Consider the following 18,915-nt stretch of genomic DNA (forward strand, 5'->3'; position numbering starts at 1 on the left):
CCTTCGGACAGACGGGGACGGCAGCGCCATGACAACAGCACACGAAACCTCATCGGGCGGTCGCCGCAAAGGCCCGGTGCTCCTTCGCCGCCTGATGGCCTGCACGGCACTCTTCGCCGCAACAGATGCGGTCGCCCAGGTCTCGGCGCAGAAGGCGAACATCTTCGGCTCCTCGGAAGTCATCACCTTTTCCGTCCTCATCGGCGTCATTTCCGCGGCGATGATCTCGGCGATCTGGCTGATCCGCCAGCGCGGCAATATCGAAGCTGAAAACCGCGAGCTTCGGTCCGATCTTTCGGACGCCAATCAGCGCCTTTCGCGCTTCCAGGCCCTCATTGCCGACAAGAACCGCCGCATCGTCATCTGGGACGGGCTTGCGGAGCGGGCTGAAATGCTCGGCCAGCTGCCGGCGGAAACCGGGGCGCCGTCGGACGATCGCGAGTTCCTGGCGTTCGGCCGCTGGATCAAGGGAAATTCCGCCAGCGAACTCGAGAAGGCGATCGATGCGCTACGCACCCAGGCGCGCAGCTTCGACCTCGTGCTCGAAACACAGCGCAACGAGGTACTTGAGGCGCAGGGCCGCGTATCCGGCGGACGCGCTTTCGTGCGCTTCATCGCGCTCAACAACATGCGGGCGGAACTCGCCGAGCTGAAGCTTGAGCGCGATCGCCTGAACAACTCGCTGATGTCCTTCCGCACGCTGCTCGACGCGATCGACCTGCCGGTCTGGCAGCGCGGCACCGATGGAGCGCTGAGCTGGGTCAACGAGGCCTATGCGGATGCGGTAGAGGCGCCCAACGTCGCTGCAGCCATCGCCGAGGGCCGCGAATTGCTGGCAACCGTCGCGCGTGAAAAAATCCGCGCCGTGTCGACTTTCGACGCGCCGTTCCGCGACAAGCTTTCGACCGTCGTCAAGGGCAACCGTACATTCTACGACGTGGTCGACGCCCGCAGCCCGGCCGGAACGACCGGTATTGCCATCGACGTCTCCGGCGTCGAGGCGGTCCGGGAAGAACTCGACCGCACGCTCAAGAGCCACGCCGAAACGCTCGACCATCTTGCCACCCCGGTCGCCATCTTCGACGGCAATCAGCGCCTGCAGTTCTACAACCAGGCTTTCCAGCGCCTCTGGAACCTCGACATGGGCTTCCTCGAGCGCAAACCTGACAATGGTGAAGTGCTCGACCGCCTGCGCTCCGGCGGCCAGCTGCCCGAGCAGCTCAACTGGAAACAGTGGAAGGCGAACGCGCTCTCCGTCTACCAGGCGCTCGATACGCAATCCGACCTCTGGCACCTGCCGAACGGCCAGACCTTGCGGGTTTTCGCAACCGCGCGGCCGCAGGGCGGCGTGACCTGGGTGTTCGAGAACCTGACCGAAAAGGTCGATCTGGAAACCCGCTACAACACGCTGGTCCAGGTCCAGGGGGAAACCATCGACCATCTGGCCGAAGGCGTGGCCGTGTTCGGTCCCGATGGCCGCATCCGGCTTTCCAACCCGGCCTTCCGCGCCATCTGGGGCATCAACGAGACCGAGGCGAAGCCCGGCACCCATATCCGCGCGATCGAACAGGCCTGCCTGATGTCCTACGACCAGCCGGATGGCTGGAAGCGGTTCTCGCACATCATCACCAGCTTTGACGACGAACGTCCCTCGAGCCGGGGTATTCTCGAACTCCGAACCGGCCTGATCCTCGACTTCGCTGTCATCCCGCTGCCGAACGCCCAGACGATGCTGACCTTCGTCAACATCACCGACAGTGTCCGGGTCGAGCGCGCCTTGACCGAAAAGAACGACGCGCTGCGCAAGGCGGATGCGCTGAAGAACGACTTCGTCCACCACGTGTCATACGAGCTGCGCTCGCCGCTGACCAACATTATTGGTTTTGCCGATCTGCTGAAGACACCGGCCTTTGGCGACCTCAACGATCGCCAGGCGGAATATGTCGACCATATCGCCACCTCCTCGTCGTTGCTTTTGACCATCGTCAACGATATTCTCGACCTGGCGACGGTCGATGCCGGCATCGTCGAACTCGACATGTCGGAGATCAATCTCACCGACTTCCTCGACGACATTGCGCACCAGATGGCCGACCGGCTGGTCGAGGGCGGCGTCACGCTGCGGGTCGCTGCACCCGACAACCTCGGGCGCATGGTCGCCGACCAGCAGCGGTTGAAGCAGATCTTCATCAAACTTTTGACCAATGCCGCCAACTTTGCACCTGACGGCAGCGTGATCGAACTTGCCTGCCGGCGGGAAGGCGGAGATTTCGTCTTCTCCGTTTCCGACACTGGCCCCGGCATTCCGCAGGACGTGCTCGATACGGTGTTCAACCGCTTCGAAAGCCATGGCCAGCGCGGTGGCGCCGGCCTTGGCCTGTCGATCGTCGAAAGCTTCGTCAGCCTTCACCACGGCACCGTGTCGATCCGCAGCCGAGAAGGCGAAGGCACCGAAGTCAGCTGCCGCATTCCTTCGGCAGAGGTCCCGAAAATCGTCGCGGCGGAATAATGCAGCCGATCACACGCTTCCTGACGGACGAGGCAGCCACGATCCAGCTCGGCGAAGACCTGGCGCTGGCGTTGAAGGCGGGTGATTGCCTGGCCCTGTCAGGCGATCTTGGCGCCGGAAAATCGACACTCGCGCGCGCCTTTCTGCGTGCTGTGGCCGACGATGATGGTCTCGAAGTCCCAAGCCCGACCTTTACGCTGGTACAGAGCTACGACCTGCGCATTCCCGTGGCGCATTTCGACCTCTATCGCCTTGGCCACGCCAGCGAACTCGACGAACTCGGTTTCGATGAGGCTCTGTCTCTCGGGATCTGTCTGGTCGAATGGCCCGAGCGAGCCGACGAGGCATTGCCGCCCAACAGGATTGTGCTGTCGATTACGCACGAACCGGACGGGCGGACGGTCAGCGTCTCCGGACCGGAGAGTGCCCTACAACGCATTGCCCGTTCGCTGGCGATCCGCGACTTCCTTTCCCACAACGAATTTCCCGACGCGCGACGACGGCATCTGAGCGGCGATGCCTCGGTCAGGGCATACGAGCGGGTCGATGGCCGGGACGGCCTTCCAGCCAGAATCCTGATGGACGCCGCGCGGCACAAGCCCGGGCCCATCCTCCAGGATGGCAAATACTACCAGCAGCTCGCGCATATCGCCGAGGACGTCGTCCCTTTCGTCGCCATCGATGAGCTTCTGAGGGAACGCGGCTTCGCCGCGCCAACGATCTACGCGAGCGATCTGGACCAGGGGATCTTGCTGATCGAGGACCTCGGTTCCGACGGCCTGCTCGACGACGACGGTAAGCCGATCGATGCGCGCTATGTCGAAAGCGTGCGCTTACTCGCCAAGCTTCACGCCGCGCCGGCCAAACGCGACATCGCGCTCGCAGGCGGTATCAAGCATCACATCCCCGATTTCGACCGCACCGCGATGATGATCGAAACGCGGCTGCTGATCGACTGGTACCTACCATGGAAACGCGGTGCGCCGGCCACGGAACAGGAGAAGCAGGACTACGCCGCAATCTGGGACGATCTGATCGACCTCATCGAGACCTCTGAGACAAACCTGCTGCTGCGCGACTTTCATTCTCCTAACATTATCTGGCGTCCCGAACAGGAAGGCCTCCAGAGTGTCGGCCTGATCGACTTCCAGGACGCGATGATCGGCCCGACGGCCTATGACGTGGCCTCGCTGGTTCAGGACGCCCGGGTGACGATCGAACCGGCGCTGGAAAGCCGGATGATGGACGCCTATCTCGCGGATCGTCGCGCCGCCGGCCCGTTCGACGAGGCCCTGTTCCTGCGCGACTGGCATCTGATGTCGGCCCAGCGCAACTGCAAGCTCGTCGGCATTTGGGTGCGCCTGATGCAGCGCGACGGCAAGCCCGGCTACATGAAGCACATGCCGCGCACTTTCGCCTATCTCGAAGTCGCCCTCACGCACGAAGCGCTGAAACCCTTGCGCGACTGGTGTATGAAGACGGGACTAATCGGTCCCGAATCAGCGAACTGACAGAGAAGCAATGTCGATCAGCAATGCGATGGTGCTCGCGGCGGGCCTCGGTACCCGCCTACGCCCGATCACCAATACCAAGCCCAAACCACTGGTGAAGATCGCCGGCAAGCCGATGATCGACTACGTTCTCGATCTGCTGGTCGACGCGGGCGTCACCACGGCGGCCGTCAACGTCCACCACTTCGCCGACCAGATGGAAGCGCATCTGGCGCAGCGCACGGCTCCAGATGTCGTGATCTCGGACGAACGCGACGCGTTGATGAATTCGGGCGGCGGCCTCGCCAAGGGTCTCAAGCTGCTGGCTGACGGCCCCGTTCTGGTGATGAACGCCGATCTTTTCTGGATCGGCGAGAATGAGAACGAACCGAGCAATCTCCAGCGGCTCGCCGAATTCTTCGATCCGACTCGAATGGACATGGCGCTGCTCTGCGTGCGCGACGAGGATACCACGGGGCACAACGGTAAGAAGGATTTCTCGCTCGGCGCCGATGGCCGCCTGGTGCGTTACGCTGAAGGCATGGACAATCCCGTCGTTTATGCAGGCGCAATCGCGCTTGACAAGAAGCTGTTCGCCGACGCGCCTGACGAAGCGTTCAACCTCAATATCTATTTCGACCGGGCGATTGCTTCAGGGCGATTGTTCGGCATCGTACTTGACGGTCACTGGATGACGGTCGGCACGCCGGAGGCTATCGAAGACGCCGAAGCCGCCATTCGCCGCCACCAGCCGGGGGGATGATCGTGTCCTATCGCGAGCCGAACGTCTTCACCATTCCGCCGGGCCTGCCCTTCCTGAAGACACTCGCGCGCAAACTCTGCGACGGCACGCTGACGCCGGATTTTCGCTACGACCCCGCCGACCCGTTGCCGCTTGCCGGCGTGACGATCTTCGTACCGACGCGCCGCTCCGCCCGCGTGCTGCGCTCGGAATTCGTCGATCTTCTCGGCGGCCGATCGGCCATCCTGCCGACGATCCGGGCGCTCGGCGAAACCGACGACGACAGCGGCTTCTTCGATGCGGAAGTGCCGGCGATCCTCGATCTGGCGCCGCCCCTGCCCGGCACCGCGCGGCTGATCGAGCTTGGCCGGCTGATCCTTGCCTGGCGCAACCGCCTGCCGAAGGTCGTGCTCGACATTCACGCGGAAAGCCCGCTGATCGCTCCTGCGAGCCCGGCGGACGCCATCTGGCTGGCGCGCAATCTTGCCGAACTCGTCGACGCGATGGAGACGGAAGAACTCGACTGGGAAGCGCTCGACAGTCTCGACGCAGGCGAACATGCGCTCTGGTGGCAGCTGACGCTCGAATTCCTGAAAATCGCCCGGGTCTACTGGCCGGAGCGGCTGGAGGAACTCAAGCAGTCCTCGCCGGCACGGCATCGCAACGCCATCCTGCAGGCCGAGACGCAGCGCATTGCCGCAGGCGCGCTTCAAGGGCCGATCATCATCGCCGGCTCGACCGGCTCGATCCCGGCGACCGCCGCGCTGATCGCCGCGGTCCAGAAGCTTCCCAACGGCACCATCGTTTTGCCTGGGCTCGACCAGACGATGACCGACGCGGAATGGGGCATGATCATTGGCGAGACCGTCGCCGGCGGCCGGCCCGACCCCGCAAGCCGCAGCCATCCGCAATACGGCTTCCACCGCCTGCTGCAGCGCATGCAGGTCGAGCGCCGCGATGTACCGACGCTCGATCAGGCCGATGCCGGATTGACCGATCGCAGCGAGATCCTGTCGCACGCGCTCTTGCCCGCCAAGGCGACGAACGGCTGGACCGAGACCCGCAACGAGCTTAAGCCCGAGACATTGCAGCAGGCCTTTGGCGACGTCGCCCTGATCGAAACCGCCAATGAGCGCGAGGAGGCGACCGCAATTGCCATCGCGCTGCGGCTGGCGCTTGAGGGCAGCGATGACAGCCAGGCGGCGCTGATCACACCGGACCGCAATCTGGCGCGCCGCGTCGGCGCTGAGCTCGCACGTTTCGATATCGAAGCGGACGATTCAGCCGGTACGCCACTCGCCTCCACGCCCGCCGGTACGCTGATGCGGCTGCTGCTGGAGGCAAGCCTTCGACCTGGCGATCCGGTGCCACTGGTGGCGCTGTTCAAACATCCGCTCTCCCGTTTCAGCCTCTCGAAGGCAGAACTGCGCCGCAGCGCCGATGTGCTGGAGCGGCTGGCGCTGCGCAGCGGCACACAGATCGCCGACATTTCGTTGCTGGAGCCGCTGCTCGACCAGGCAGTCGCCGATCACGAAGTCGATCGCCATCCGCCGGAATGGCGGATCGGCATCACCGAGGACGACATTCTTGCGGCCAAGGACCTGGCCATGCGGGTAAAGTCGGCAACGGAGCCGCTTGCCGGCGCGCTGGTTCGGCGCACCGACGGGCGACGCCCCTTCTCCGAGACATTCACCTTTGCCGAATGGGCGACACGAACCGGCCAGACCCTGGAGGCCGTCGCAAGCGACGAGCGTGCCGACCTGAGCGGCCTCTGGTCCGGCGAAGCAGGCGAAGCCCTGGCGACGCTTTTGCGTGGCATCATCGAGACCGAAGGGCAGATGGATGCCGACGGGCCGCAATGGTGCGACATCATGGAGGCGCTTGCCGCCAGCGAGGCGGTCAAGCCGCGTTCGATGCGCCACCCCCGTGTCTTCATCTTCGGCGCACTGGAATCGCGCCTGCAGAGCATGGATCTCGTGGTGCTCGGCGGCATGAACGAAGGCAACTGGCCGGGACAGACCGCCAACGATCCCTTCCTTTCCCGCACGATGAAAACCGGGATCGGCCTCGAGCCGCCCGAACGTCGCGTCGGCCAGCTTGCCCACGACTTCCAGATGGCCTGCGGCACGCGCAAGCTGATCTTTTCCCGCTCGATGCGGCAGGGATCGGCGCCGACCGTGGCATCGCGATGGCTGCAGCGGTTGCTGGCGCTTGGCGGCAAACGGCTTGCAGAGACCCTGCGATCGAACGGCAGCGATTATCTCCTGTGGGCACGCATGCTCGACAAGGGCGGGCGCCAGGCACTGGCCGAACGCCCGGCACCCAAGCCGCCGGTCGACCTACAGCCACGCAAGTATTCGTTCAGTGAAGTCTCGCGGCTTCGTCGCGACCCCTATTCGATCTATGCGCGCCGGATCCTGCGGCTGCATCCTCTCGACCCGTTCAACCGCGATCCGGGTGCTTCCGAGCGTGGCACGCTCTACCACCGCATCGTCGATCGCTTCGTGCGCGGCGGGTTCGACATCCAGTCTACCGCTGCCGACGAAGCGATGGCGCGCCTGCTCAACGAAGCCTTCGACGAAGAGCGGCTGCCCGCCCATATCGACACCATATGGCGGCCGCGCTTTGCCGCCGTCGGCACGGCGTTCCTGAAGTGGGAACGGGAGCGCGCGCGATTTGTCCGCAAGCCCTTGACGGAGGTTGCCGCATCGATGGACGTCGGCGTCGCCGACATCCGCCTGACGGGGATCGCCGACCGGCTGGACACGCTGACCGATGGCACCGTGGAGATCATCGACTACAAGACCGGCTCCAGCCCTTCGATCAAGGAAGCGCGGGTGCTGCTCGATCCGCAGCTAGCGCTGGAAGCTGCAGCGCTGAAGGCCGGTGCGTTCAAGGGCATGGGTCCGGCCCACCCGCAATCCTTGCTCTATGTCAGGCTGAAGCCAGGCGCCCGTTTCAAGGTGGAAGCGGTCAACAACGAGAACAGCCGGGCGAAAGAAACGAAATCGGCCGACCAGCTGGCCGACGATGCCCTGATCGAACTGAGAAAACTCCTGACCGCGCTGATGTCGGGCAGGCACGGCTTTGCCTCGCGCCTCATCGTCCAGAAGGAGCGCGACTATGGTGGCGAATACGACCATCTGGCCCGTGTCGCGGAATGGTCGACCGCCGACAGCGAGGATGACAGCGATGAGGGATGAAAGTGCCGGCCCCGACGAAAGGACGCCCGAAGCCTGGCTCGACTGGACGTCGCGCCGGCAGTCGCTCGCCTCCGATCCCGCCCGCTCCGCCTGGGTTTCCGCCAATGCCGGGTCGGGCAAGACCCATGTGCTGACGCAGCGCGTCATCCGACTGCTGCTTGCCGGCTGCCGGCCGTCGGCCATTCTCTGCCTGACCTATACCAAGGCAGCGGCGTCCGAAATGTCGAACCGCGTCTTCGAGCGCCTTGCCGAATGGGTAACGCTCGACGACGAGGCGCTGGAAAAGCGGATCGAGGCCATCGAGGGCGAGCGGCCGACGCGATTGAAGTTGCAGGAAGCGCGGCGGTTGTTTGCGCGCGCGCTCGAAACGCCGGGTGGCCTGAAGATCCAGACCATCCACGCCTTCTGCGAGGCGCTGCTGCACCAGTTTCCGCTGGAAGCAAACGTTGCCGGGCATTTCTCTGTACTCGACGACCGGGCGGCAGCGGTGCTGCTGGCGGATGCGCGTCGTGCCCTCTTGACGGCGACGACGGCCGACGGCGATGCAGCGCTTGCCGATGCCTTTGCCACCGTGCTCGAACTGGCCGACGACACCGGGCTTGAAAAGCTGGTGGCAGCGATCGTTTCCAACCGCACCGCGATCCAGGCCTTTCTCGACCACGCCGACGCCCATGGCGGTATCGCCGTCCAATTGCGCGCGGCCCTCAAGCTTGCCCCTGAGGATAGCGTCGAGCGCACCCTTCAGAGTGTCTGGCCGCTTGCGGGCCTTAACGGTCCCTCGCTGGAACGTTACCTCTCGATTGCCGCCAGCGCCGGCGGCGCCAAGGTGCTGGATTTCGCCGAGGGACTGCGCACGACGGCGAAGCTTGTCGATCCGATGGCCCGCTACGAAGGGCTGCAGGAGCTGTTCTTTACCGGTACCGGCAAGCCGCGCGCCGATTCCGCCTTCGTCAACAAGGCGATGCTTCAGGCAGCACCAGACCTGCTTGAGCTCGTCGAAGCCGCCCGCGACCATGTGGTTGCCTGTGCCGACCGGCTGAGCATCGTCCAGATGTACGAAGCGACGCTTTCGGCGCTGACCCTCGCCGATCGGCTCAGCAACGACTATGAAGCCCTGAAGCGCACGCGCAGCCAGCTCGATTTCGAGGACCTGATCAATCGCACCGCGAGCCTGTTTGCGCGCGGCGATGTCAGCGCCTGGGTGCACTACAAGCTCGACCAGGGCATCGACCACATCCTCGTCGACGAGGCCCAGGATACCAGCCCGACGCAATGGACGATCATCCAGGCGCTGGCGGCTGACTTCTTCTCCGGCGATAGCGCCCGCGGCACCGACCGCACCATGTTTGCCGTCGGCGATGAGAAACAGTCGATCTACTCCTTCCAGGGCGCCCGTCCCGAACGTTTCTCGCGCGAAAGCATCGAGACCGAGCGGCGCGTGCGTGACGGCGGCAAGGCTTTCAGCCCGATCCGGCTGCAGCTTTCCTTCCGCTCTACCGTCGACGTGCTCTCGGCCGTCGATACGGTCTTTGCCAACCCGGTCCATGCGCGTGGGCTCAGCGCCCAGAACGAAGCAGTGGTGCATGCCTCCAACCGTATCGGCCATCCCGGTGCCGTCGACATCTGGGACGTGATTGCCGCCGAGCCGACAGAGACAGACGACGAATGGACCGCACCCTTCGATGCGACGCCCGAAACGGCACCGGTCAACATTCTCGCCCGGCGCATTGCCGCCGTGCTCGATAGCTGGATCGGGCACGAGAGCGTCATCGAGAAGGGCGTGCGCCGCGCCATGCGCCCAGGCGACGTCATCGTGCTGGTCCGCAAACGCGACGCTTTCGTCAACGCGCTGACACGTGCCCTGAAGCGCCGCAGCGACATTCCCGTCGCCGGTGCCGACCGGCTGGTGCTGACGAGCCATATCGCCATCCAGGACCTCCTGGCGCTCGGCCGCTTCATGTTGCTGCCCGAGGATGATCTGTCGCTGGCGGCATTGTTGAAGAGCCCGCTGTTCAACCTCGACGAGGATACGCTGTTCGAACTCGCCGCCCGACGCGACGAAGGCGTGAGCCTCTGGCAGAGGTTGCAGCAATCCGGCGCCGACGAAGGCTCTCCTCACGAAGAAGTCGTCAGGAGGCTTGGTCGCTACGCTGCCCTCTCCCAACAGCTCGCTCCGCATGATTTCTATGCCCGCGTGCTTGGCGTGCACGGCGGGCGCGCAGCCTTCCTCGCCCGGCTCGGCAGCGAAGTGAGCGACATTCTCGACGAGTTCCTGACCTTTGCACTCGATCAAGAAAGAAGCGGCCTTCCTGGCTTGCAGGCCTTCATCTCGACGCTCGAAATCGAGGCGCCGACGGTCAAGCGCGAGCAGGACAAGGAGCGCGACGAAGTCCGCATCATGACCGTGCACGCGGCCAAGGGGCTGGAAGCGCCGGTGGTGTTTCTGGTCGATGGCGGCGGCAAGCCGTTCAACTCCCAGCATGTGCCCGATCTCCGCTTCCTGGAGATGCCGCTTCCGGATGGCTCGAGCTATCCCCTGCCCGTCTGGCGGGCTCCGGGCTCGGCATCCAATTCGTTTGTCGCCGCCGACAGCGAGCGGTTGAAGGCCTTGGCCGAGGAAGAATACCGCCGCCTGCTCTACGTGGGCATGACCCGGGCTGCCGACCGGCTGGTCGTGTGCGGCTATCGTGGGCAACGGGCAAGCGCAGACACCTGGCACGCCATGGTGCAGGCAAGCCTGTCGCAGGACGACAACGGTCGCAGCACCCCCGCCATCTTCAAGGCCGGTGACGAGGAATGGGCGGGGCACGCCTGGCGGGAAACGCATGTGCCGCGCGATGTGCCGTCGGGCGACGAAGGCTCCGACCTCACCGCTACCCCGAAAACCGGCTTGCCGATCGCTCTTTCCATGCCATTGCCGCCGCCGCGACGTTTGCCGCGGCCGCTCAGCCCATCGGGCGTCGGCATTGCGGTGGACGAAGACGAAGGCGACATGATCGTCGGTTCGGCGCTGTTTTCGCAGAAGGCGCCAGCCGATATCTCGATGCTGCGCGGCGCCATCCTGCACCGGCTGCTGCAGGTCCTGCCGTCGATCGCCGCTTCCGAGCGACTGTCTGCGGCCGACCGCTACCTCGCCCGCTCGGTGCCGCGCTGGCCCGAAATGCAGCGCGCACGTCTGCGTGATGCCGTGCTGCAGGTGGTCGACCATGCCGACCTGCAGTCGCTCTTTTCCGACGCCAGCCGTGCTGAAGTCTCGGTGATGGGCACATTGAAGCTCGGGAACCGGGAATTTGCCGTTTCCGGCCGAATCGACCGGCTGTCTGTCGTGGAAGGCGTCGTTACCATCGCCGACTTCAAGACCAACCGCCGCGTGCCCACATCGCCCGACGATGTTCCCGACGCCTATAAGGCGCAGCTGGCAATCTATCGCGAGCTGTTGCGGCCGCTCTATCCGGCGCACCGCTTCCAATGTGCACTGATCTTCACCGAAGGCCCCACCATCCACGTGCTTGAGGCTGCCGCGCTGGACAGGAGCCTTGAAGACCTCGCGACAAAGTGAGATACCCGATATTGAAAATCCAGTGGGACAGTCTCACATGAGACACAACATCTGGACACCGACATTTCGAACGCAAGGAGCAGCCAATGGCTACTGTAAAAGTCGATACATCCAATTTTCAGCAGGAAGTGCTGAACGCCGCCGAGCCGGTGGTTGTCGATTTCTGGGCTGAATGGTGCGGCCCGTGCAAGATGATCGCGCCGAGCCTCGAGGAAATCTCCAACGAGCTCGCCGGCAAGGTCAAGGTCGTGAAGCTGAACATCGACGAGAACCCGGAACTGGCCGCGCAATACGGCGTGCGCTCGATCCCGACGCTTGCGATGTTCAAGGCTGGTGAAGTTGCCGACATCAAGGTTGGCGCTGCTCCGAAGACGGCCCTGACATCCTGGATTTCGACTGCGGCCGCTTAAGGCCAACATTTCGAACCGACTTCAAAGCCCGGCTTTCCGGGCTTTTTTCTTGCCTTGAATGCTGCGGCAGAAGGTCTTGGCGCGGATCAGCCTTGCAAAGATGAACACTATCCTTGTCGAAGGTATGCGATCACTTCGGCGGCGTGCCGTTATCGGCAAGCACGTCGCCAACGAGATAGAGCGAACCGCCGATCAGGATGCGTGGCGGCATGGGGTCTTCGTCGACCAGATTGGCAATGACCGTCAGCGCCTCGGCCACCGATGACAGGGCGGACGCCTCGAAACCGACCGAGGCCGCGTCCTGGGCCAATGCCACGGGATCGAGCCCGGCATCGGAGCCACGGATCGGAACGGTGAAGACCTGCTCGGCAAGATCGAGGAAGGCGCGGAAGTAACCGAGCGGATCCTTGGTGTTGATCATGCCGATGATCAGGAACAGCGGACGGGATTCGCGCTCCTCGAAATTCGCCATCGCTTCGGCGATCACCTGGCCAGCCCCGGGATTGTGCCCACCATCGACCCAGATCTCCGCATCCTGCGGGCCGTAATGGGCAAGCTTGCCGCCGCCCAGACGCTGGAGCCGCCCGGGCCACTCGACCCCGGCAACGCCGCGCTCGATGGCCACGTCCGGCACGTCGAATCCGGCGGCCCTGACGGCGCGGATGGCGGCGGCGGCATTGGCATATTGATGCCGGCCCGGCAGCTTCGGCAGGGGAAGGTCGCACAGGCCACGCTCGTCCTGGTAGACAAGGCGACCGAACTCCTCATGGGCCAGGAAATCCTGACCGTAGACAGACATCGGGCAGCCCAGACGCTCGGCGGTCGAGGTCAGGACGTCGCGAACGCCCTCTTCCTCCTGCTGGCCGATGACGACTGGGCATCCGCGCTTCATGATGCCGGCTTTTTCCGCTGCGATCAGCTCGACCCGATCGCCGAGATAGGCCTGGTGATCGAGTGAGATCGGCATGATCACCGAAACGGCCGGGTTGTTTATGACATTGGTCGCGTCGAAGCGGCCACCGAGACCAACCTCCATGATCGCGACATCCGCCGGATGTTCGGCAAAGAGAACGAAAGTGACCGCAGTCAGGATCTCAAAGACGGTGATCTTCTCGCCGCCATTGGCTTCCGCGACGCGTCGAACCGCATCGGCCAGCACCGGATCGCTGACGAGCTTGCCCTTGCCGCCCTTGACCCCGAGCCGATAACGCTCATGCCAATTGACCAGATGCGGGGAGGTGTGGACGTGGACGCTCAGGCCGGCGGCCTCAAGCAGCGCACGCGAGAAGGCGGTGACGGAGCCCTTGCCATTGGTGCCGGCCACGTGAATGATCGGTGGCAGGCGGTCCTGCGGATTGCCGAGCGCGGCCAGAAGCCGGGTTATCCTGTCCAACGACAGGTCGAAGCCTTTCGGATGCAAAGCAAGGAGTTTTTCGATCTCGTAGCCTGCTTCGCTGGCTTCCACCGCTGTCATCTCGCCCTGCCCCGATAGGATCGTATGCTATGCGCTTGCCGCTACCGGCAAGGCCACTGGGTCTGCGCCGCCGCCGTTGAGCTTCACGGCGTCCGCCGGCTTCTTCATCAGGATCTTCAGCACGCGTGCCAGCGTCGACGGGATGTCGTGGCGCTTGACGACCATGTCGATCATGCCGTGTTCCAGCAGGTATTCCGCTGTCTGGAAGCCTTCTGGCAGCTTCTCGCGCAGCGTCTGCTCGATCACGCGCTTGCCGGCAAAGCCGATTTCGGCGCCGGGTTCGGCGATTTGAATATCCCCGAGCATGGCGTAGGAGGCCGTAACACCGCCGGTGGTCGGGTTGGTCAACACGACGATATAGGGAAGACCGGCTTCCTTGAGCATGTTTACGGCGACGGTCGTGCGCGGCAGCTGCATCAGCGAAAGGATGCCTTCCTGCATGCGGGCGCCACCGGAGGCCGGGAAGATGACCAGCGGGCACTTCTCCGCGATCGCCTTTTCGAAGGCCTTCACGATGGCTTCGCCTGCGGCCATGCCGAGCGAACCGCCGATGAAGTTGAACTCATGTACCACGCCGACGAGCTTGACGCCCTGAACGCGGCCGACACCGGCAACGATCGTGTCTTCTAGCTCGGTCTTGGCGCGGCTGTCACGAAGACGGTCGGAATACTTCTTGGAATCGCGGAACTTGAGCGGATCCTGCGCCACCTTGGGCTGCGGCAGGGCCTCGTAGATGCCACCGTCGAACAGATCCTTCAACCGAGCTTTTGCCGGCATCTTCATGTGGAAGCCGGATTGCGGGATGACCCATTTGTTCTCCTCGAGATCGCGGTGATACACCATCTCGCCGGTTTCCGGGCACTTGATCCAGAGATTCTCCGCCACTTCCCTGCGGCCCAGCATCGAATTGATTTTCGGCCGAACGTAGTTTGTGATCCAGTTCACTTATAGTCTCCTGAAGATTTTCTTCGGGTTGTGCGCGCTAATATAGGCAATTATTCGGCTGCTGCGAGCCGTGCGGACCGCACGCCAGCCGACAGGCCCCTTATCAACGCTTCGACACCCGGTACAGTCGCGTCCGTCGCTCTGCCTTCTTCGGTCAGGCTCGACGCGATCTGATTGACGATCGCCGTTCCGACGACGACACCATCGGCCGATGCGCCGATGGCTCTTGCATGTTCCGCCGTCTTGACGCCGAAGCCGACGCAAACAGGCAGTTTCGTATGGCTCTTGATACGCTCGACGGCGCCGGCAATCAACGACGGATCCGGCAGGGCCGACCCGGTTATGCCGTTCATCGAGACGTAGTACACGAAGCCCGAGGTATTTTCGAGAACCTTCGGCAGACGACGGTCATCCGTCGTCGGCGTCGCCAGGCGAATGAAGTTGATGCCCTTCGCAAGCGCCGGGATGCAGAGTTCATCGTCCATCTCCGGCGGCAGATCGACAACGATCAGCCCGTCGATGCCAGCGTCCAGAGCGTCTGTCAGGAAACGATCGACACCGTAGATGTAGATCGGATTGTAGTAGCCCATCAGCACGATCGGCGTACGCTGGTCTTCCTCGCGGAAACGACGAGCAATGTCGAGCGTCTTTGCCAACGTCTGGCCTGCCTTCAGCGCACGCTGGCCGGCAAGCTGGATCGCCGGTCCGTCGGCCATCGGGTCGGAAAACGGCATGCCGAGTTCGATGACGTCGGCACCGGCCTTCGGCAGTGCCTTCATGATCGAAACGGACGTTTCGAAATCGGGGTCGCCACCCATAAAATAGGTCACGAGGACCGGGCGTCCTTCCGACGCCACATCGGCGAACTTTCTGTCCATGCGTGCGGTCATGATCGTTACAGCCCCATACCCAGAATCTTGCCGACGGTGAAAATGTCCTTGTCGCCGCGACCGGAGAGATTCATCAGGATGATCTCGTCCTTGCCCATCGTCGGCGCGCGCTTGATGACCTCGGCCAAGGCGTGCGAAGGCTCCAGTGCCGGGATGATGCCTTCAAGACGAGTCAGCATTTGAAAGGCTTCCAGTGCCTCGTGGTCCATGATCGGCACATATTCGACGCGGCCGACATCGTTGAGCCAGGAGTGCTCCGGGCCGATGCCTGGGTAATCGAGGCCGGCCGAAATCGAGTGGCCTTCCTTGATCTGGCCGTCGCCGTCCTGCAGCAGATAGGTGCGGTTGCCGTGCAGTACGCCCGGCGAACCGGCGGTGATCGACGCGCAATGTTCCTCGCCATCGAGCCCCTTGCCGCCGGCCTCGACACCGACGATTTTCACGCCTTCGTCGTCGAGGAACGAATGGAAGATACCGATCGCGTTGGACCCGCCGCCGACTGCAGCAACGACGAGATCGGGAAGCCGGCCCTCGGCCTCCAGCATCTGCGCCTTCGCCTCCTGGCCGATGACGGCCTGGAAGTCGCGGACCATTTCCGGATAGGGATGCGGACCGGCAGCCGTGCCGATCAGGTAATAGGTGTTGTCGACATTGGTGACCCAGTCGCGCAACGCCTCGTTCATGGCGTCCTTGAGCGTCCCGTTACCGGCGGTAACCGGCTTCACCTCGGCGCCGAGAAGCTTCATGCGGAAGACGTTCGGCGCCTGTCGCTCGACGTCGGTCGCGCCCATGTAGACGACGCAAGGCAGGCCGAAGCGGGCGGCGACGGTCGCAGACGCCACGCCGTGCTGGCCGGCGCCGGTTTCGGCGATGATACGCGTCTTGCCCATGCGCTTGGCGAGCAGGATCTGGCCGATGCAGTTGTTGATCTTGTGCGAACCGGTGTGGTTCAGCTCTTCGCGCTTGAAGTAGATCTTGGCGCCGCCGAGCTCTTCCGTCAGCCGCTCGGCGAAATAGAGCGGGCTCGGACGGCCGATGTAATGGGCGCCGAGATTGTCGAGCTCGGCCTTGAAGGCCGGGTCGTTCTTGGCCTTGTCCCACTCGGCCTGCAGGTCGAGGATCAGGGGCATCAGGGTTTCGGCAACGAAGCGGCCACCGAAAATGCCGAAACGGCCGTCTTCGTCAGGTCCCGCCCGGAAGGAATTGAGTTTTGGCGCCTCGTTCACGTCTTGCTCCCTGACCGTGCCGTAACCGCCTCCGCGTGGCGAACGGCATCGAAAAACGCATCCATGAGCTTCAGATCCTTGACACCCGGCGCGCTCTCGACGCCGGAGGACGTATCGATGGCACGGGCGCGCGTCTGCGCCAGGGCTTCACCGATGTTGTTCACGTTCAAACCACCGGAAAGCATGTAATCGACGCTGCCGTCAAGCGCATCGAGCAGGGTCCAGTCGAAGGAAACACCGTTACCGCCGGGCAATTCCGATCCTGCAGGGGGCTTGGCATCAAAGAGAAACCGGTCGGCGATGCCGATATAAGGCTCGACCTTTTTCAAATCGTCAGCGTTGCGGATGGACAAAGCCTTCATCACGGGCAGGCCATAGACCGCCTTGACGGTGAGAACCCTGTCGGGTGTCTCGCGGCCATGCAGCTGCAAAATGTCCGGATTGAGCGCTGCCACGATCTCGTCGAGATCGTCATTGTCGGCGTCGACGGTCACGGCGACGATCTTTGCCTTGCCGCGGATCCTGTCCGCCAGACGACCGGCGTCATCGGGTTCGAGATTGCGCGGGCTCTTTGCGAAAAAGATGAAGCCCGTGTGCGATGCGCCGAGCGCCACCGCGTGATCCACCGCTTCCGCGGTCTTCAGGCCGCATATCTTCACTTCGGTTTTCATGAGAAGCGACCTTGCATGAAATGTCGCTGGAGTCGAGCCAAAAACCACCCTGCGCACCGTCGTCCAGAGGGTGCGGCATTGCGGTTTCGGCCTCAGCTCACCATATGCATTCTATCACAACGGAGAGACGAATGCGTCTGCTGCTTGCCCTCATTCTGCCCTGGCTTCAGTTCTTCACCATCGGCCGCCCTTTTGCCGGCATCATCTGCCTTATCCTGCAGATAACCCTGATCGGCTGGGTGCCGGCGGCGATCTGGTCGGTCTATGCGCTCAGCCAATACAAGACGGACGCGAAGATCCAGGCTGCTCTGGCTGGCCGCAGCCGCGGCTAAACCCGACAACGATCTAGTCGAAATCGATGGCGTGCAGCATCGTGCCGTTGCGCCTCAGCCAGCGCTTGGCATCGTTGGTGTCGGGGCAGAGCTTCTCGCACAGTGCCCAGAAGTCCGGCCCATGGTTCATCTCCTTGAGATGCGCTACTTCGTGTGCGGCGAGATAGGCGATGACCTTCGGCGGCGCCATGACGATCCGCCATGAAAAGCTTAGCGCGCCATCGGCCGAACAGGAGCCCCAGCGGCTGCGCGTGTCCTTCAGGCTCAGCGACTTCGGCCGCCGGCCGACCCGGCCGGCATAGACCGCGACCAGACGATCGAGATCATGCCGCGCTTCCTTCTTCAAGAAATCGACGATGCGACGGCGCAGATGTTCCTCGCCGCCGCTGACACGCAGGATCGCCTCATCGTCAACGACGAAGGCTTCGGTCAATCCTCTGATTTTTCCTGATCTTTCGATCCGATGAGCGACGCCGCGGATCAGGATCGTGCCGCCCTCTTCCAGCTGGCTCTCGCCGGAAAATCGCGCCAGCTTGGTCATCAACCAGCCCTGATGGCGGCTGAGGAAAGCATTCACTTCCCGATCGGCCAGCCCCTGCGGGATCGTCAGCTTCAGCGCGCGGCCACCGGGCTCGATGCGCAGTGTCATGCGGGTGGCCCGCGAATTCTGCCGGATGGTCAGCGGAAGCATCTTTCCCGCGACTTCGATTTCTCGGGTCGTGTCGACTGGAGCCGGAGGAGGAGTGCGCCGCCGCGTGAAAGAAGGGAACATGACGGCTTTCTATCCGATTCGCGGCCTTTTCGGCTAATGCATAATTCCCAGAAACGCGCCGCGGGTCAGGGAATTGCCGGCTTTTGTGATCGACATGACAAGGCGCCGTTTGCGCATTTGAAGCGACAGGTGGCGCCTTATGCCGATCACGACATCCGGCGTTTCATGTGAAACACCGGATGTCCTGTTCATCACTCAGTTTGCCTCGAACGGGGCGACGGGGCCGGAGCCGCCATTGCGGCGGTCGCGCATGAAGCGGTCGAACTCGTCCTGGTCCTTGGCGCGGCGAAGCTCGCGCACGTAGGAATCGAATTCCTCGCGCATTTCATCGAGCTTGCGACGCTCTTCATCGAGGCGGGCAAGTTCGGCTTCGCGCCAGTCATCAAAGGCAACGTTGCCGGTGCGATGCGGCTGCGTCCAGTTGGCGCGATTGCCGCGCTTGAAGGCGGAGCACATGCCGTCGACCGTGCTGTTGGCGTCTTTCTTGAACGTTTTCAGTTTCTCGCCGAAGAGGATGTAGGCGAGCATGGCCAGGCCGAGCGGCCAGAAAACCACGAAACCGAGCACCATCAATGCAATGGTCGCAGGCGTCCAATCCGGACGGATCAAAGCAGATTGGTTCATCTTCAGTATTCCTCGCAATCAACCGGACCACCCATTGCGGCCCGGTGAAAACGATGTGGGAAGGCGCG

The 18,915-nt window shown here is 63.3% G+C and carries 14 protein-coding genes; 7 read left to right on the forward strand and 7 right to left on the reverse strand.

From position 1 onward, the window contains the following. The first annotated feature begins 28 nt into the window (after positions 1–28). The 6 genes from HT585_RS30770 to trxA all read left to right on the forward strand — a co-directional run bounded on the left by HT585_RS30770 (position 29) and on the right by trxA (position 11,913). Positions 29–2,509 carry a sensor histidine kinase gene (locus HT585_RS30770; protein WP_176356575.1) on the forward strand — a complete coding sequence of 827 codons (2,481 nt, stop codon included), beginning with the start codon at positions 29–31 and terminating at the stop codon, positions 2,507–2,509. After that, positions 2,509–4,020: a tRNA (adenosine(37)-N6)-threonylcarbamoyltransferase complex ATPase subunit type 1 TsaE gene (gene tsaE / locus HT585_RS30775; protein WP_176356576.1), complete on the forward strand. Its 1,512-nt coding sequence runs from the start codon at positions 2,509–2,511 to the stop codon at positions 4,018–4,020. The genes HT585_RS30770 and tsaE overlap by 1 nt, the downstream gene beginning before the upstream one ends. Positions 4,021–4,030: 10 nt before the next feature. After that, positions 4,031–4,762, forward strand: a complete 732-nt coding sequence (locus HT585_RS30780) for a nucleotidyltransferase family protein (protein ID WP_176356577.1) — start codon at positions 4,031–4,033, stop codon at positions 4,760–4,762. Further along, a complete protein-coding gene (gene addB, locus HT585_RS30785) occupies positions 4,759–7,944 on the forward strand; it encodes a double-strand break repair protein AddB (RefSeq protein ID WP_176356578.1) in 3,186 nt (1,061 codons plus the stop codon). Before HT585_RS30780 ends, addB begins: the two co-directional genes overlap by 4 nt. Then, positions 7,934–11,503, forward strand: a complete 3,570-nt coding sequence (addA, locus tag HT585_RS30790) for a double-strand break repair helicase AddA (protein ID WP_176356579.1) — start codon at positions 7,934–7,936, stop codon at positions 11,501–11,503. Before addB ends, addA begins: the two co-directional genes overlap by 11 nt. A gap of 86 nt (positions 11,504–11,589) precedes the next feature. Continuing rightward, a complete protein-coding gene (trxA, locus tag HT585_RS30795) occupies positions 11,590–11,913 on the forward strand; it encodes a thioredoxin (RefSeq protein ID WP_025425335.1) in 324 nt (107 codons plus the stop codon). Between the two features lie 130 nt (positions 11,914–12,043). Here trxA and HT585_RS30800 read toward each other — a convergent pair whose 3' ends face one another. From HT585_RS30800 to HT585_RS30820, 5 genes are read right to left on the reverse strand one after another with little or no spacing between them, the layout of a single operon-like run. After that, on the reverse strand, positions 12,044–13,387 hold the full coding sequence (locus HT585_RS30800) for a bifunctional folylpolyglutamate synthase/dihydrofolate synthase (protein ID WP_176356580.1): 1,344 nt from the start codon (positions 13,385–13,387) through the stop codon (positions 12,044–12,046). Positions 13,388–13,414: 27 nt separating this feature from the next. Continuing rightward, a complete protein-coding gene (accD, locus tag HT585_RS30805) occupies positions 13,415–14,332 on the reverse strand; it encodes an acetyl-CoA carboxylase, carboxyltransferase subunit beta (RefSeq protein ID WP_176356581.1) in 918 nt (305 codons plus the stop codon). 50 nt (positions 14,333–14,382) lie between these two features. Further along, positions 14,383–15,222: a tryptophan synthase subunit alpha gene (gene trpA / locus HT585_RS30810; protein WP_176356582.1), complete on the reverse strand. Its 840-nt coding sequence runs from the start codon at positions 15,220–15,222 to the stop codon at positions 14,383–14,385. A gap of 5 nt (positions 15,223–15,227) precedes the next feature. Beyond that, a complete protein-coding gene (gene trpB / locus HT585_RS30815; protein WP_176356583.1) occupies positions 15,228–16,448 on the reverse strand; it encodes a tryptophan synthase subunit beta in 1,221 nt (406 codons plus the stop codon). After that, positions 16,445–17,119 (reverse strand): phosphoribosylanthranilate isomerase, encoded by a 675-nt coding sequence (locus HT585_RS30820; protein ID WP_176356584.1) that lies wholly within the window; start codon positions 17,117–17,119, stop codon positions 16,445–16,447. Before HT585_RS30820 ends, trpB begins: the two co-directional genes overlap by 4 nt. 131 nt (positions 17,120–17,250) lie before the next feature. Here HT585_RS30820 and HT585_RS30825 point away from each other — a divergent pair, with 131 nt between their 5' ends. Then, positions 17,251–17,451: a YqaE/Pmp3 family membrane protein gene (locus HT585_RS30825; protein WP_176356585.1), complete on the forward strand. Its 201-nt coding sequence runs from the start codon at positions 17,251–17,253 to the stop codon at positions 17,449–17,451. 13 nt (positions 17,452–17,464) lie between these two features. On the opposite strand, the gene HT585_RS30830 is transcribed toward HT585_RS30825, so the two are convergent. Together HT585_RS30830 and HT585_RS30835 are read right to left on the reverse strand one after the other, a co-directional pair. Continuing rightward, positions 17,465–18,223, reverse strand: a complete 759-nt coding sequence (locus tag HT585_RS30830; protein ID WP_176356586.1) for a M48 family metallopeptidase — start codon at positions 18,221–18,223, stop codon at positions 17,465–17,467. A 195-nt stretch (positions 18,224–18,418) separates the two neighbouring features. Then, positions 18,419–18,847 carry a DUF2852 domain-containing protein gene (locus tag HT585_RS30835; RefSeq protein WP_176356587.1) on the reverse strand — a complete coding sequence of 143 codons (429 nt, stop codon included), beginning with the start codon at positions 18,845–18,847 and terminating at the stop codon, positions 18,419–18,421. Positions 18,848–18,915 lie beyond the last annotated feature (68 nt).

This window comes from Ensifer oleiphilus (assembly GCF_013371465.1).
In the GTDB taxonomy this organism is placed as follows: domain Bacteria; phylum Pseudomonadota; class Alphaproteobacteria; order Rhizobiales; family Rhizobiaceae; genus Ensifer; species Ensifer oleiphilus.